At 57.5% G+C, this 14,616-nt stretch carries 14 protein-coding genes; 5 read left to right on the top strand and 9 right to left on the bottom strand.

Features of this window, described 5'->3' with window-relative positions:
- The first annotated feature begins 31 nt into the window (after window positions 1-31).
- Together AAER43_RS15315 and AAER43_RS15320 are read left to right on the top strand one after the other, a co-directional pair.
- Window positions 32-364, top strand: a complete 333-nt coding sequence (locus tag AAER43_RS15315) for an RcnB family protein (protein WP_050862514.1) — start codon at window positions 32-34, stop codon at window positions 362-364.
- On the top strand, window positions 339-794 hold the full coding sequence (locus tag AAER43_RS15320; RefSeq protein WP_224955253.1) for a GNAT family N-acetyltransferase: 456 nt from the start codon (window positions 339-341) through the stop codon (window positions 792-794). The genes AAER43_RS15315 and AAER43_RS15320 overlap by 26 nt, the downstream gene beginning before the upstream one ends.
- A gap of 95 nt (window positions 795-889) precedes the next feature.
- On the opposite strand, the gene apbC is transcribed toward AAER43_RS15320, so the two are convergent.
- Window positions 890-1,999, bottom strand: a complete 1,110-nt coding sequence (gene apbC / locus AAER43_RS15325) for an iron-sulfur cluster carrier protein ApbC (RefSeq protein WP_057057730.1) — start codon at window positions 1,997-1,999, stop codon at window positions 890-892.
- A gap of 136 nt (window positions 2,000-2,135) precedes the next feature.
- Here apbC and metG point away from each other — a divergent pair, with 136 nt between their 5' ends.
- Complete coding sequence (gene metG, locus AAER43_RS15330; protein WP_050862515.1) at window positions 2,136-4,169, top strand: methionine--tRNA ligase; 2,034 nt, start codon at window positions 2,136-2,138, stop codon at window positions 4,167-4,169.
- Window positions 4,170-4,274: 105 nt separating this feature from the next.
- Here metG and AAER43_RS15335 read toward each other — a convergent pair whose 3' ends face one another.
- Genes AAER43_RS15335 through AAER43_RS15345 form a run of 3 tightly spaced genes read right to left on the bottom strand, consistent with a single transcriptional unit; the run spans window position 4,275 to window position 7,190 of the window.
- Window positions 4,275-4,745 carry a DUF1456 family protein gene (locus AAER43_RS15335; protein ID WP_050862516.1) on the bottom strand — a complete coding sequence of 157 codons (471 nt, stop codon included), beginning with the start codon at window positions 4,743-4,745 and terminating at the stop codon, window positions 4,275-4,277.
- A 46-nt stretch (window positions 4,746-4,791) separates the two neighbouring features.
- On the bottom strand, window positions 4,792-5,511 hold the full coding sequence (btsR, locus tag AAER43_RS15340; RefSeq protein WP_014884543.1) for a two-component system response regulator BtsR: 720 nt from the start codon (window positions 5,509-5,511) through the stop codon (window positions 4,792-4,794).
- Entirely contained in the window at window positions 5,505-7,190 is a 1,686-nt protein-coding gene (locus AAER43_RS15345; protein WP_014884544.1) for a sensor histidine kinase, read from the bottom strand. The genes btsR and AAER43_RS15345 overlap by 7 nt, the downstream gene beginning before the upstream one ends.
- A gap of 217 nt (window positions 7,191-7,407) precedes the next feature.
- Here AAER43_RS15345 and mlrA point away from each other — a divergent pair, with 217 nt between their 5' ends.
- Window positions 7,408-8,148, top strand: a complete 741-nt coding sequence (gene mlrA, locus AAER43_RS15350; RefSeq protein WP_014884545.1) for an HTH-type transcriptional regulator MlrA — start codon at window positions 7,408-7,410, stop codon at window positions 8,146-8,148.
- 69 nt (window positions 8,149-8,217) lie between these two features.
- Window positions 8,218-8,331, top strand: coding sequence for a protein YohO (locus AAER43_RS15355; RefSeq protein WP_010433613.1), 114 nt, complete (start codon window positions 8,218-8,220; stop codon window positions 8,329-8,331).
- On the opposite strand, the gene AAER43_RS15360 is transcribed toward AAER43_RS15355, so the two are convergent.
- The 5 genes from AAER43_RS15360 to bglX form a co-directional block, all read right to left on the bottom strand.
- On the bottom strand, window positions 8,306-9,043 hold the full coding sequence (locus AAER43_RS15360) for an ABC transporter permease (RefSeq protein WP_050862517.1): 738 nt from the start codon (window positions 9,041-9,043) through the stop codon (window positions 8,306-8,308). The genes AAER43_RS15355 and AAER43_RS15360 overlap by 26 nt on opposite strands.
- Window positions 9,027-9,977, bottom strand: a complete 951-nt coding sequence (locus AAER43_RS15365) for an ABC transporter ATP-binding protein (protein WP_050862518.1) — start codon at window positions 9,975-9,977, stop codon at window positions 9,027-9,029. Before AAER43_RS15365 ends, AAER43_RS15360 begins: the two co-directional genes overlap by 17 nt.
- Entirely contained in the window at window positions 9,970-11,127 is a 1,158-nt protein-coding gene (locus AAER43_RS15370; protein WP_032636032.1) for an ABC transporter permease, read from the bottom strand. Before AAER43_RS15370 ends, AAER43_RS15365 begins: the two co-directional genes overlap by 8 nt.
- A 12-nt stretch (window positions 11,128-11,139) precedes the next feature.
- Entirely contained in the window at window positions 11,140-12,057 is a 918-nt protein-coding gene (locus AAER43_RS15375; RefSeq protein WP_014884549.1) for an ABC transporter substrate-binding protein, read from the bottom strand.
- A 147-nt stretch (window positions 12,058-12,204) separates the two neighbouring features.
- A complete protein-coding gene (gene bglX, locus AAER43_RS15380; protein ID WP_057057729.1) occupies window positions 12,205-14,502 on the bottom strand; it encodes a beta-glucosidase BglX in 2,298 nt (765 codons plus the stop codon).
- Window positions 14,503-14,616: the final 114 nt, after the last annotated feature.

The following is a 14,616-nucleotide window of genomic DNA, read 5'->3' on the forward strand; positions in this document are numbered from 1 at the left end:
AAACATCTGTAACGATATCACTGGAGAAAAAATGGCTAAGCGTAAATTGCTGCTTCTGGGTGTATTACTGTCTCTGGCGGGACCCGCATTTTCTGCCCCGCAAACCGCCGCTGCGCCATCAGGCATCAAAGCCTATGAGGAACAAGAGTTCATCGCTGATTTCACTAAGTTCAAAATCGGCGATACCGCACCGGCGCAGTATCAAACGCCCGAATACACCATCAAACAGTATCAGTTGCGTAACCTGCCGGCACCGGATGCAGGGACCCACTGGACCTACATGGGCGAAAACTACGTCCTGATTGGCGATGCAGATGGCAAAATCTACAAAGCCTATAATGGGGATATCTTCTATCATCGCTGATACGATCGTCATCCGTCCGTGGCAGGAGAGCGATCGGCCTTTCCTGCGCACGCTCTATCTCCACGCCCGACGCGATGCCTGGCCCTGGCTTGATGACTCTGGCTGGCATCTGGAAGATTTCGACGCCGCTACCCGGGACGAAGCCATCTGGGTTGCGGAGCAGGACGGCCATCGCCTGGGGTTTGCTTCCGTCTGGACCAACGATAATTTTCTGCACAACCTGTTTGTTGATCCGCAGTCTCAGAGCCTGGGTGTCGGACATCTGTTACTTGAGCACGTACAGAAAACGTTTACCAGCACGGGTGCACTGAAGTGTCTGGTGAAGAACAGGCGGGCTATTGCGTTTTACCAGCGACATGGCTGGCACATTGAGGCAACGGGTGATTCTCCGGACGGAGAGTACTATCTGATGCATTATCGGCTGCGTTAACGTCGGGTGGCGGCTTCGCCTTACCCGACCTACGTGATGGTGCCATTTGTAGGCCGGGTAAGCGAAGCGCCACCCGGCATTAAAGCGCAGAGGAGTTACACCGCGCGGAAGGCGATTTCACCCGGGATCACTTCGCCCTGCCAGTAAAGCTGCGCCGCAACGCGCCCCGCCAGCTGACGATACATATCCGCAAATTCGCTGTCCGGACGGCTAACAACCGTCGGTTTTCCACTGTCCAGATCTTCGCGCAGGGTGATATGCAGCGGCATCTGACCCAGCAGTTGGGTATGATACTGTTCGGCCAGCTTTTCTGCGCCACCGGTACCAAAGATTGGCTCGTGGTGCCCACAGTTGCTGCAGATGTGCATGCTCATGTTCTCAACGATACCAAGTACCGGCACCTCCACTTTTTCGAACATGACGATGCCTTTTTTGGCGTCGATCAGCGCGATGTCCTGCGGTGTGGTCACCACCACAGAGCCCGTTACCGGAATGTTCTGCGCCAGCGTCAGCTGGATATCACCGGTACCCGGCGGCATATCCAGCACCAGATAATCGAGATCCGGCCACATGGTTTCCTGCAGCATCTGCATCAGCGCTTTGCTGGCCATCGGGCCGCGCCAGACCATGGCGTTATCGTCAGTCACCAGGTAACCGATTGAGTTGGTCGCCAGCCCATGCGCCACGATCGGCGCCATATGCGTACCGTCCGGCGAGGTTGGACGCTGGTTTTCCGCACCCAGCATGTTTGGAATGGACGGACCATAGATATCGGCATCGAGAATACCCACCTTCGCCCCTTCCGCCGCCAGCGCAAGCGCCAGGTTTACTGCGGTAGACGATTTGCCCACCCCGCCTTTACCTGAGCTCACGGCGATGATGTTTTTCACACCGTTCACGCCAGGCTGATTCTTCACACGCTTCAGCGTGGCGATGCTGTGGCTCAGCTTCCAGTCGATCGCTTTCGCTCCGGTAATGCGCAGCAGCTCAGAGCTGGTCTGCTCTTTCAGCGCATCAAAGGCGGTGCTCCAGACGAAGGGCATCTGCAGCTCAATGTGCAGCGTATCGTCCAGCCACGCAACGTGGTGTAACGCTTTCAGCGTCGTGAGATTATGTTTCAGGGTTGGATGCTGAAAGTTAGCCAGCGTCCCGGCGACCATTGCTCGTAAGGCTTCCGGTGATTTGGCCTGGGATTGAGAACTCATCCCGACTCCTTTGTTCTTGTGAATAAGACCTTAGACAACAAGTTTACCTGAAAGGCCGCGGTTTGTGCTTACTTAATAATGCCCCTTTTGGTAATATCGAAAACCCTTTTCACAGTTAAAAGAAGTAATGCCTACTATGACTCAAGTCGCGAAAAAAATTCTGGTAACGTGCGCCCTGCCGTACGCCAACGGCTCAATCCACCTCGGCCACATGCTGGAGCATATCCAGGCTGATGTCTGGGTCCGTTACCAGCGAATGCGCGGCCACGAGGTAAACTTCATCTGTGCAGACGATGCTCACGGCACGCCGATCATGCTGAAAGCGCAGCAGCTGGGTATCTCCCCGGAGCAGATGATTGCCGAAATGAGTCAGGAGCATCAGACCGATTTTGCTGGCTTTGACATCAGCTATGACAACTATCACTCCACCCACAGCGACGAGAACCGTGAGCTGTCGAAGCTAATCTACACGCGTCTGAAAGAGAACGGTTTTATCAAAAACCGCACCATCTCTCAGCTGTACGATCCGGAAAAAGGCATGTTCCTGCCGGACCGTTTCGTCAAAGGCACCTGCCCGAAATGCAAATCACCGGATCAGTACGGCGATAACTGCGAAGTGTGTGGCGCAACTTACAGCCCGACTGAGCTTATCGAGCCGAAATCCGTGGTATCCGGCGCTACGCCTGTGATGCGTGATTCCGAGCACTTCTTCTTTGACCTGCCATCCTTCAGCGAAATGCTGCAGGCGTGGACCCGCAGCGGCGCGCTGCAGGAGCAGGTGGCGAACAAGATGCAGGAGTGGTTCGAATCCGGTCTGCAACAGTGGGATATCTCCCGCGATGCGCCGTACTTCGGCTTCGAAATCCCGAACGCACCGGGCAAATACTTCTACGTCTGGCTGGACGCACCCATCGGCTACATGGGCTCCTTCAAGAACCTGTGCGACAAGCGTGGCGACACCATCAGCTTCGACGAATACTGGAAGAAAGATTCCACTGCCGAGCTGTATCACTTCATCGGTAAAGACATCGTTTACTTCCACAGTCTGTTCTGGCCGGCAATGCTGGAAGGCAGCAACTTCCGCAAGCCGACCAACCTGTTCGTGCACGGCTACGTGACGGTTAACGGCGCGAAGATGTCTAAATCTCGCGGGACGTTCATTAAAGCCAGCACCTGGCTGAACCACTTCGACGCGGACAGCCTGCGCTACTACTACACGGCGAAGCTCTCCTCTCGCATTGACGACATTGACCTGAACCTGGAAGATTTCGTCCAGCGCGTGAACGCGGACATCGTCAACAAGGTGGTGAACCTGGCGTCCCGTAACGCAGGCTTTATCGCCAAACGCTTTGACGGCGTGCTCTCCGCAGAGCTGGCCGATCCTGAGCTGTATAAAACCTTCACTGACGCCGCCGCTGCGGTTGGCGAAGCGTGGGAAAGCCGTGAATTCGGTAAAGCCATTCGTGAAATCATGGCGCTGGCTGATGTTGCCAACCGCTATGTAGACGAGCAGGCGCCATGGGTGGTTGCCAAACAGGAAGGCCGCGACGCCGACCTGCAGGCGATCTGCACCATGGGTCTGAACATGTTCCGCGTGCTGATGACCTGGCTGAAACCGGTTCTGCCGCAGCTGGCCGCGCGTGCTGAAGCCTTCCTGAACACCGAACTGACCTGGGATGCTATCCAGCAGCCGCTGCTCAGCCACAAGGTGAACACCTTCAAAGCGCTGTATAACCGCATTGAGATGAAGCAGGTTGAAGCCCTGGTCGAAGCCTCTAAAGAAGAGGTGAAGGCCGCTACAGCACCGGTGACCGGCCCGCTGGCGGACGATCCGATTCAGGAAACCATCACCTTTGACGATTTCGCCAAAGTTGACCTGCGCGTAGCGCTGATTGAAAACGCGGAATTCGTGGAAGGCTCTGACAAGCTGCTGCGCCTGACGCTGGATCTGGGCGGCGAGAAGCGCAACGTCTTCTCCGGAATCCGTTCAGCCTACCCGGATCCACAGGTGCTGATTGGCCGTCAGACCGTGATGGTGGCGAACCTGGCACCGCGTAAAATGCGCTTCGGCATCTCTGAGGGGATGGTGATGGCCGCAGGCCCCGGCGGGAAAGACATTTTCCTGTTAAGCCCTGACGAAGGCGCGAAGCCGGGTCAGCATGTGAAATAACAAAAAAGCCGGATTCTTATCCGGCTTTTTTTTGCCGGGTGGCGGCTTCGCCTTACCCGGCCTACAAAACCCGTAGGCCCTGCAAGCGCAGCGCCGCTGGGCAAATCACACTTTAGGGTGATGCACCCGGTGGGTCAGCCCGCGCAGAAAATTACGCAGAAACTGATCACCGCACTCGCGGTAGTTTTTGTGGTCCGGCGCGCGCATCATGGCAGTCACTTCCGGCACGGATACGCGGTATTTTTGCTCCGTCATGATCGCCACAATATCGTCCGTTTTCAGCGAGAACGCGATGCGCAGCTTTTTCAGCACCGTGTTGTTGTTCACGCGACGCTCCAGCGCCAGCTCCGGGGCGGACTCATCTTTGCCACGCTTGTCATAAATCAGACCGTTCAGGAAACCCGACAGAATGATGTCGGGGCAGCGCACGAAGCCCTCTTCATCCTCTTTGGTCATCCAGGTGTCAAAACCTGCAGACGTGGATTCCATGTCGGACAGTGCAAGAATGCGCACCATGTCGTTGTTGTTTGCTTTCAGGGTGTAGCGCAGGCTACGGAGAATATCGTTACTGAGCATAGAGCCTTCGAATGTCGATGATGCAATGGCGCGCAGTGTACCAGCTTTACAGGCCAATCGCCTCTTTCAAACTTTTCAGATAGCGGCGGCTGACGGGAACAGTCTGCCCGGCGCGCAGGACCAGCTCGGCCTGGCCGTTGTCTTCCAGGCGGATCTCTTTCAGATGCGCCATGTTCACCAGATACTGGCGATGACAGCGGATCAGCGGCGTGCGGCTCTCCAGCGTGCGCAGAGTCAGTTCGGTAAATCCTTCATTTCCCTCTGCACTGGTGACAAACACGCCGCTCAGTCGGCTACTCACGAAGGCCACATCATCCATCTGCAAAAGATAGATTCTGCTATGCCCGGTGCACGGGATAAATTTCAGCGGCTGCTGGTTCTCTGGCAGCAGCGTGACATCCTGGACGGTTCGCTCCTGGCGTAACCGGTTCAGGGTCTTTTCCAGCCGCTTCTCTTCAATCGGCTTGAGTAAATAATCAAACGCGTGCTCCTCAAAAGCCTTAACGGCATACTCGTCGAAGGCCGTCAGAAACACGATGTAGGGACGATGCGCCGGGTCGAGCATACCCACCATCTCCAGCCCGCTAATACGCGGCATTTGAATGTCGAGGAACAGCACGTCAGGGCGCAACTTATGCACGGCACCAATGGCCTCAATGGCGTTCGCACACTCTCCCACAACCTCAATATCTGGCTGCTCCTGCAGCAGAACGCGCAGGTTTTCCCGTGCCAGCGGCTCATCATCCACAATCAGCACTCTTAACATGCGTTTTCCTCCAGCGGCAGTCGAACGGTAATACGGGTAAATCGGTCCGGCTCACAGGCCACGGTAATACCGCAGTCGTCGCCAAAGTGGGCACGCAGACGTTTATCCACCAGGCTCATCCCTAGCCCGCCCGACGTGGAAGGCTGATAAAGCCCGGCATTATCTTCAATATCCAGCACCAGATGATGGTTAAAACGGCTGGCAGCAATCGTGATCTCTCCGATCCCCAGCAGCTGCGAAGTTCCATGTTTGATGGCATTTTCCACGATAGGCTGCAGGGTAAAGGCCGGAAGATGCTGATACGCCAGGTCATCCGGGACGGAAAGCGACACCTGCAGGCGAGACTGGAAACGCGCCTGCTCAATCTGCAGATAGGCGTTCACGTGCTCAATCTCATCGGACAGGGTCACTATCTCTGACGGACGTTTCAGGTTCTTGCGGAAAAAGGTCGACAGAAACTGCACCAGCTGCGCGGCCTGATCGCTGTCGCGGCGGATCACCGCTTTAAGCGTATTCAGGGCATTAAACAGGAAATGCGGATTAACCTGAGCATGCAGGAGCTTAATCTCCGACTGCGTTAACAGGGCTTTCTGCCGTTCATACTGCCCGGCGAGGATTTGCGCTGACAGCAGCTGAGCGATCCCCTCCCCCAGCGTGCGGTTGATGGAGCTGAACAGGCGGTTTTTCGCCTCATACAGCTTGATGGTGCCCATCACCCGCTGATTTTCACCGCGCAGCGGAATGACCAGCGTGGAGCCCAGCTTACACTGCGGATGCAGCGAGCAGCGATAAGGCACTTCGTTACCATCGGCATACACTACTTCGCCGGTTTCAATGGCCCGCAGCGTATAGGTTGAGGAGATAGGTTTGCCCGGCAGATGGTGATCGTCTCCGGTGCCGGTAAACGCCAGCAGCTTTTCGCGATCGGTGATGGCGACCGCGCCGATATCGAGCTCTTTGTAGAGCACCTGCGCCACCTTCATGCTGTTCTCCTCGTTGAACCCCTGGCGAAGGATCCCTTCGGTCGAGGCGGCAACCTTCAACGCCGTGGCAGAAAAGGCCGAGGTGTACTTCTCAAACATGGCGCGTTTATCAAGCAGAATGCGCATAAACAGCGCCGCGCCGACGGTGTTAGTCACCATCATCGGGGCCGCAATACTGCTGACCAGGTGCAGCGCATCGTCAAAGGGACGGGCAATCAGCAGGATGATCGCCATCTGCGCCATTTCGGCCACAAAGGTAATCGCCCCGGCAGTGAGCGGGCTAAAGACTTTATCCGGGCGACCACGCTTGATCATGTAGCTGTGTACCAGGCCGCCAAGCAGCCCTTCCACGATCGTAGAGATCATACAGCTGAGCGCCGTCATCCCGCCCATGGAATAACGATGCAGCCCGCCGGTTAACCCCACAAGGCCACCGACGACGGGGCCGCCCAGCAGCCCGCCCATCACCGCGCCGATCGCGCGCGTATTGGCGATAGAGTCTTCGATATGAAGACCAAAATAAGTCCCCATTATGCAAAAAATAGAGAAGGTGACGTAGCAGAGCAGCTTATGCGGCAGACGTACGGTGACCTGCATCAGCGGGATAAAAAGACGCGTTTTGCTCATCAGCCAGGCGATGACCAGAAACACGCACATCTGCTGAAGCAACAGCAGCACCAGATTAAACTCGTACATACTCAAAACCGCACACGCTAAAAACGCGTAACATACACTGTTGCAGGTTTGCTTTCTTTGAAGCATCCCAAAAAAGCGCAAAATCGTGTCCGTTATCACACCTTTTTCCGATCATCGCGCATCCTTCGCATTATTTGTTCAAAAATCAATCAATCCTTCCTGGTTCGGCAAAGTGGGTCTACAGTTAAGCTGGGAACGCGTAAGCCAGGGGGCAAATATGGCGCTTTACACGATAGGTGAAGTGGCACTCCTTTGTGATATCAATCCCGTTACCCTACGGGCGTGGCAGCGACGGTATGGATTGCTTAAACCGCAGAGAACGGACGGCGGACATCGCCTGTTCAACGATGCCGATATCGACCGGATCCGCGAAATCAAAAGCTGGATAGACAACGGCGTGCAGGTCGGTAAAGTGAAGTCCTTGCTGAGCCACGACGACCCGGACACGCAGCACCTCTGGCGCGAACAGCAGGAAACCCTGCTGCGGCTCCTGCAGGCGGGTAATGTGCAGCGCCTGCGCGCATGGATCAAAGAGCAGGGCCGCGATTATCCGGCACAGACACTCATCGCCCATCTTTTCATTCCGCTCCGTCGACGCCTGCAATGCCAGCAGTCCACCCTGCAGGCGCTGCTCAGCATGCTCGACGGCGTGCTGATTAACTACATTGCCGTCTGCCTCGCCTCGGCGAAGAACAAGGCCGGAAAAGATGCGCTGGTGGTCGGCTGGAACGTGCACGACACCACCCGCCTGTGGCTGGAAGCGTGGATTGCCACCCAACAGGGCTGGCGCGTGGATGTCCTTGCGCACTCGCTGGCGCAGCTTAAGCCTGAGTTTTTCGACGGCCAGACTCTGCTGGTCTGGTGTGGCGAAGTGCCGTCCGCCACGCAGCAACAGCTGCTGACGGAATGGCGTGAGAATGGGTATCCGGTTTATTCCCTTGGCCCGGATGAGCCATAACGGCATTTAATGGTTCATTAACAGCTGCGCTTCACCGTATAATTGTTCCGTTAACAACAGGAGCACATGATGAAGGCAACCAAACTGGCCGTGATTACCCTTTTTGTCCTGATGGCCGTAAGCGGTATCGGCGGCGTAATGCTGGCAGGGTACTCGTTTATTGTTCGTGGCGGTGTCGGCTGAGGTACAGCGCCAGCCGCTCAAAAAGGCGATCGACGACGATAGCCGCCAGCGCGACCAGCACCGCCCCCTGCACAATATAAGCCGTGTTAAATCCGCTTAAGCCGATAATGATCGGCGTTCCCAGCGTATTGGCCCCCACCGTAGACGCAATGGTCGCCGTCCCGATGTTAATAATCACCGACGTGCGGATCCCGGCAATGATAACCGGTGCTGCAAGCGGCAGTTCCACCTTGCGCAGCCGCTGCCAGCGACTCATCCCCATCCCTTCTGCCACGCTTAACACCGACGCCGGGACGGCCGCAATACCCGCCAGCGTGCCCTGCAGAATGGGCAACACCCCGTATAAAATCAGCGCGATAAGCGCAGGCTGCTGACCAAATCCCATGACCGGCACCGCAATGGCCAGCACCGCCACCGGCGGAAAGGTCTGTCCAATAGCCGCGATGGTTTCCACCAGGGGACGAAACTCCCGCCCGGCAGGCCGGGTCACCGCGATACCCGCGCCGGTGCCCAGCACAATCGCGACAGAACTGGAGATCGCCACCAGCCAGAGATGCGCCACGGCGAGATTAATAAAGCTCTCCTGCTGGTACACCGGGCGCGGCAGCCCAGGGAAAAGTGCGCTGAACAGTACCGCGCTGTGAGGCATCAAAAACAGTAAGGCGACAAACAGCGCTACCAGCCAGAGGAGCGGATCACGCAGAGCCTTCACGCGTCACCTCCCCGGCCAGCAGATCGCGAAAATGTAAGCTTCCGCACGGTGCCCCCCGGGCATCCGAAACGGGTAGCACTTCACACTGGCGCGCCACAAACGCGGAGAGAGCATCCCGCAGGGTCATTTGCGCCTGTAGCGGTTCACCGGCGAGCGACGTATCCTGTCGACGCATATAGTCACCGACCGTGCGCAGGGAGAGCAACCTGACGCCCAGCTCGCTGCGGCCAAAAAACTCACGCACAAAGTCGTTCTTCGGGCTGGTCAGCAGCGCGAGCGGCGCGCCCTGCTGCACCACTTCGCCGTGATCCATCAGGACCAGATGGTCGGCCAGGCGCAGAGCTTCATCAATATCGTGCGTCACGAGGACAATCGTCCTTCCGAGAATGTGGTGAATACGGGTCATTTCCGTCTGCAGCGCCCCGCGCGTCACTGGATCCAGCGCACCAAAGGGTTCGTCCATCAGCAACACCTGCGGATTGGCCGCCAGCGCGCGCGCCACGCCCACGCGCTGCTGCTGCCCACCGGAAAGCTGGTGCGGATAGCGGTCGCGCAAGGCAGGCTCTAACCCCAGCAGAGACATCAGTTCCTCCACCCGGTCAGCCGTTTTAGCCCGCGACCATTTCTCCAGCTGCAGCACAGTGGCAATGTTTTGCGCCACCGTCCAGTGGGGAAACAGTCCGATGGACTGAATGGCATAGCCCATCCGACGGCGCAACTCCAGCACCGGCAGACTGCGGATCTCTTCCCCGGCAAAGCGGATCAGCCCACTGTCATGCTCGACCAGACGGTTGATCATCTTCAGCGTGGTGGATTTTCCCGACCCTGACGTACCAATCAGCACGGAAAACGCGCCTTCGGCAAAGTTCAGGTTGAGATGGCTCGCCGCCGGGCGACCCGCAAAGGTTTTACTGACATCATGAAATTCAATCATTGGCGCTTCTCCTGAGCAGCGCGAGCCATAAGGCAAACAGCGCGTCGACAACCACCGCCAGCGCAATCGTGGGCACCACGCCCAGCAACACCAAATCGAGAGCACTGCTCAGCAGCCCCTGGAACACCAGCGCACCAAAGCCACCCGCGCCAATCAGCGCGGCGATCACCGCCATGCCCACGGTCTGAACGGCAACTACCCGCAGGCTGCGCAGCAGCAGGGGTAGCGCCAGCGGGAGCTGTATCTTCCAGAAACACTGCCGCGCGCTCATCCCCATGGCATGGGCGCTTTCCAGCACATCCGGCGCGACCTGGCTTAACCCCGCGACCACGCCGCGCACCAGCGGCAACAGTGCATAGAGCACCAGCGCGATAAGCGCCGGGGTTAATCCCGTTCCGGCGATGCCTGCCGCGCCCAGCACCGGAAACGACTTCACCAGCCCGGCCAGCGGGGCAATCAGCAGGCCAAACAGCGCAACGGAAGGAATCGTCTGGATGACGTTGAGCACGGCAAAAATGCTGCCCTGGCGGGAAGGATGGCGGTAACACCACATGCCCAGCGAAATCCCGAGCAGAAGCGCCGGAAGGAGCGTGCCGAAGAGGATCGTCAGGTGTTGCGCCAGGGCATCATCAAATACCTCCTGGCGGTTGGCGTACTCTTTTAACAGCGAGAGATTGTTCAGCTCCCCACTGAACAGCAGGAACAATGGTATACACCATATCTGCGCATTCAGTACCCAGCGCCAGACGGCACTGGAGATGAGTCGACGAATCGCATCGCTGCAGGCCAGCAAACAGAGCGCCAGCCACAGCCAGAGGCCGCTGCCTATAGAGGTCCTCGCCAGTGGACTTTCCGCCGACGCCATATGCGTCGCCGCCAGTCCGGCGCTCCAGAACAGGAGAATAAACAGCCCTTCGGAGAGGAGCAGCGTCAGCCACTGCGCCGGGCGTCCCTGCCAGAGCGACAGGATCACCCACGCGCCCAGCGACGCCGCCAGCCACCCCGGCGTAAACGACCAGACCTGCCAGAGCGCTTTGCCCTCCCCCGACATCAGGCGGTTAGGGGCGACATTCACAAACGGTAACGCGACCGCCGCGATGGCCGTGCAGGCCAACAGCAGCAGTACGCGGTTATGACATTTTATTGGCACAGCCCTTTCCCGTTACTTCACAAGCCCTTGTTGTTTCAGGAAGTCGGCGGCCACTTTTTTGGCATCCAGTCCCTCGACGGCAATGCTGGCATTCAGCTGCTGCAGCGTTTTTTCATCCAGCTTTTCGAAGACCGGCTTGAGCCAGTCGGCAATCTCCGGATGGGCTTTCAGCACCGCCTCACGCACGACCGGGGTCGGGGCGTAAATCGGCTGAACGCCTTTAGGATCGGTCAGGGTCTGCAGGCCGAGCGCCGCCACCGGGCCATCGGTACCGTAGGCCATGGCCGCATTAACACCCGAGGTTTGCTGCGCTGCGGCTTTGATGGTCACCGCAGTATCCCCGCCCGCCAGAGAGAGCAGCTGCGCCTGGTCGAGTTTGAAACCGTAGGCTTTTTCGAACGCGGGCAGCGCGTCAGGACGCTCGATAAACTCTGCGGACGCCGCAAGCTTAAAATCACCCTTCTCTTTCAGGTAGCGGCTAAGATCCGTCAGTGAGGTCAGCTTACCTTTCTCCGCCACATCTTTGCGCACAGCGATGGTCCAGGTATTGTTGGCAGGAGCCGGGGTCAGCCAGACCAGTTTGTTCTGTTCCGCGTCGAGTTTTTTGACTTTCTCATACCCGGCTTTGGCGTTTTTCCATGCTGGATCGTTTTCATCTTTAAAGAAGAATGCCCCGTTGCCGGTGTATTCCGGGTAGATATCCAGTTCGCCGGAGGTAATCGCCCCGCGCACCACGGGCGTGGTGCCGAGCTGGACTTTATTGACGGTTTTCAGACCGTGGCTTTCCAGCACCTGCAAAATAATATTCCCGAGCAGCGCGCCTTCGGTATCGATCTTGGAACCCACTTTTACCGGCTCCGCCGCCTGTAACGGCACACTCAGCGCCGCCAGTAATGCCGCCGATCCCAACATCCCCTTAATAATCGTCATTCCGCTATCCTCATTTTTTTGCTGCCTTTTTCAGAGGCTTGAGAGAAAAGCGTAGCTTAAAACGGCAGAATTAACCGTCAAAATGCCTTTTTAGCATAAGGTAAGATGCATCCCCCGCAGGACGGGGGGATGCAAAGGCAGGAAAGGTTACAGCAGTTCGAACTCGCCTTTATTCACGCGAGCGGAGTCCACCCCGATAAAGACGTTAAATTTGCCGGGTTCCGCATCGTATTTCATCTGCTGGTTCCAGAACTTCAGCGCATCCACGTCAATCGGGAAGCTGATGGTTTTGGTTTCACCCGGTTTCAGGTCAACCCTTTCGAAACCACGCAGCTGCTTCACGGGACGACTCATCGACGCAGTGACATCCTGCACGTACATCTGAATCACCGTTGCCCCTTCGCGCTTGCCGGTGTTGGTCACCTCGACGCTGGCGGTCACTTTGCCATCACGCTTCAGGGTCGGGGCCGACATTTTCACCCCGGAGACCTTGAAGGTGGTGTAGCTCAGACCATAACCAAACGGATACAGCGGGCCGTTGGCTTCATCGAAGTAACGTGACGTGTACTTGTTCGGCTTGTCGGCGTTGTACGGGCGACCGGTGTTCAGGTGGCTGTAATAAACCGGGATCTGCCCGACGGAGCGCGGGAAGGACATCGGCAGCTTGCCGGACGGGTTGTAATCGCCAAACAGCACGTCGGCGATAGCGTTACCGCCTTCGGTACCGGCGAACCAGGTTTCCAGAATGGCATCTGCCTGCTGGTCTTCTTTCACCAGCGCCAGCGGACGACCGTTCATCAGCACCAGCACCAGCGGCTTGCCGGTGGCTTTCAGGGCGGCAATCAGATCGCGCTGACTCTGCGGAATAGTGATATCGGTACGGCTGGAAGCTTCATGCGCCATCCCCTGCGCTTCGCCCACGACCGCGACAACAACGTCCGACTGCTTCGCCGCGTTTACCGCTTCGTCGATCATCTCTTTCGGCGTGCGCGGATCGACCTTCACCGCTTCCTCGTACTGGTTGAGGAAGGTGACGATGTCTTTATCATTGGTGACGTTTGCCCCTTTGGCGTACACCACTTTGGCGTTTTCACCGACGGCGCTCTTGATACCGGTCAGCACGGTCACGGACTGATCGGCGACGCCTGCCGCAGACCAGCTGCCCATCACGTCGCGTTTGCTGTCAGCCAGTGGGCCCACCACGGCAATGGTGCCGGATTTTTTCAGCGGCAGCGTGTCGAGGCGGTTCTTCAGCAGCACCAGGCTTTCGCGCGCCACATCACGCGCTTCTTTGCGGTGCAGGCGGCTTTCAGCATTGGTGTCCGCCGGGTCTGAATCTTTTGGCCCCAGGTGGCTGTACGGATCGTTAAACAACCCCATGTCATATTTCACGTTCAGCACGTGGCGCGTGGCATCGTCCAGCTCCGCCATCGTCACCTTGCCGCTCTTCACCAGCCCCGGCAGGTATTTGCTGTAGTATTCATCGCTCATGCTCATGTTAATGCCAGACTTCAGCGCCACGCGCACGGCGTCTTCCGGGTCGGATGCAGTGCCGTGTTTGATCAGCTCTTTAATCGCGCCGTGGTCAGACACGGTGATGCCCTTAAAGCCCCACTGGTCACGCAGCACGTCTTTCAGCAGCCACGAATCGGAGGTCGCCGGCGTGCCGTTCAGCGAGTTAAGCGCCACCATCACCGCGCCGCTGCCTGCATCCAGCCCTGCCTTGTACGGCGGCATATAGTCGTTGAACAGGCGCTGCGGGCTCATGTCGACAGTGTTGTACTCTTTACCGCCCTCCACTGCGCCATAGGCCGCGAAGTGTTTGACGCTGGTCATCACCGAATATCGGTCTGCCGGGCTTTTGCCCTGCATCGCTTCCACCATGGTTTTGCCCATCGTGGCGGTTAAATACGTATCTTCACCGAAGCCTTCCGACGCGCGGCCCCAGCGCGGATCGCGCGAGACATCGACCATCGGGGCCCAGGTCATGTTCAGGCCGTCATCCGCCGCTTCATAAGCCGACACGCGACCGACGGTTTTCACCGCATCGAGGTTAAAGGAAGAGGCCAGGCCGAGACTGATAGGGAAGACGGTGCGCTGGCCGTGTACCACGTCATAGGCGAAGAAGAGAGGGATCTTCAGGCGGCTAAGCGCCATCACCTGATCCTGCATTTTGCGGATATCCTGGCGGGTGACGGTGTTAAAGATGGCGCCCACCTGGCTTTCTTTGATCATCTCCCGGATGGCCTCTTTCGGGTTATCCGGGCCGACGCTTATCAGACGCAGCTGGCCGATCTTCTCATCAACCGTCATCTTTTTAAGCAGTTCCGTGACAAATGCGTCCCGGGCATCAGGCGTAAGCGGGTGATTGCCAAACAACTCATCTGCCAGCGCAGGCTGCAGCGCCAGGCTGACGGCGACACCTAAAGAACATATCCATCTCATGTCGTTACTCTCTCATCATTAACCGCCGGAAGAAGGCCACCGGTCCGGGCGAAAAGCGCAGTGTGCCATAAACCCTCTTTTGCTTGCAGGGTTATTCTCTGATTTTTCTCATGA

It is taken from the genome of Enterobacter sp. FUJ80071 (assembly GCF_038739915.1).
GTDB lineage: Bacteria > Pseudomonadota > Gammaproteobacteria > Enterobacterales > Enterobacteriaceae > Enterobacter > Enterobacter kobei.

Coding starts and splice junctions, on each gene's coding strand:
- mlrA (WP_014884545.1), top strand. CDS start 7,408: ATGGCGCTTTACACGATAGGTGAAGTGGCACTCCTTTGTGATATCAAT.
- apbC (WP_057057730.1), bottom strand. CDS start 1,999: ATGAGTTCTCAATCCCAGGCCAAATCACCGGAAGCCTTACGAGCAATG.
- AAER43_RS15355 (WP_010433613.1), top strand. CDS start 8,218: ATGAAGGCAACCAAACTGGCCGTGATTACCCTTTTTGTCCTGATGGCC.
- AAER43_RS15375 (WP_014884549.1), bottom strand. CDS start 12,057: ATGACGATTATTAAGGGGATGTTGGGATCGGCGGCATTACTGGCGGCG.
- AAER43_RS15335 (WP_050862516.1), bottom strand. CDS start 4,745: ATGCTCAGTAACGATATTCTCCGTAGCCTGCGCTACACCCTGAAAGCA.
- bglX (WP_057057729.1), bottom strand. CDS start 14,502: ATGAGATGGATATGTTCTTTAGGTGTCGCCGTCAGCCTGGCGCTGCAG.
- AAER43_RS15315 (WP_050862514.1), top strand. CDS start 32: ATGGCTAAGCGTAAATTGCTGCTTCTGGGTGTATTACTGTCTCTGGCG.
- AAER43_RS15345 (WP_014884544.1), bottom strand. CDS start 7,190: ATGTACGAGTTTAATCTGGTGCTGCTGTTGCTTCAGCAGATGTGCGTG.
- AAER43_RS15365 (WP_050862518.1), bottom strand. CDS start 9,977: ATGATTGAATTTCATGATGTCAGTAAAACCTTTGCGGGTCGCCCGGCG.
- btsR (WP_014884543.1), bottom strand. CDS start 5,511: ATGTTAAGAGTGCTGATTGTGGATGATGAGCCGCTGGCACGGGAAAAC.
- metG (WP_050862515.1), top strand. CDS start 2,136: ATGACTCAAGTCGCGAAAAAAATTCTGGTAACGTGCGCCCTGCCGTAC.
- AAER43_RS15320 (WP_224955253.1), top strand. CDS start 339: ATGGGGATATCTTCTATCATCGCTGATACGATCGTCATCCGTCCGTGG.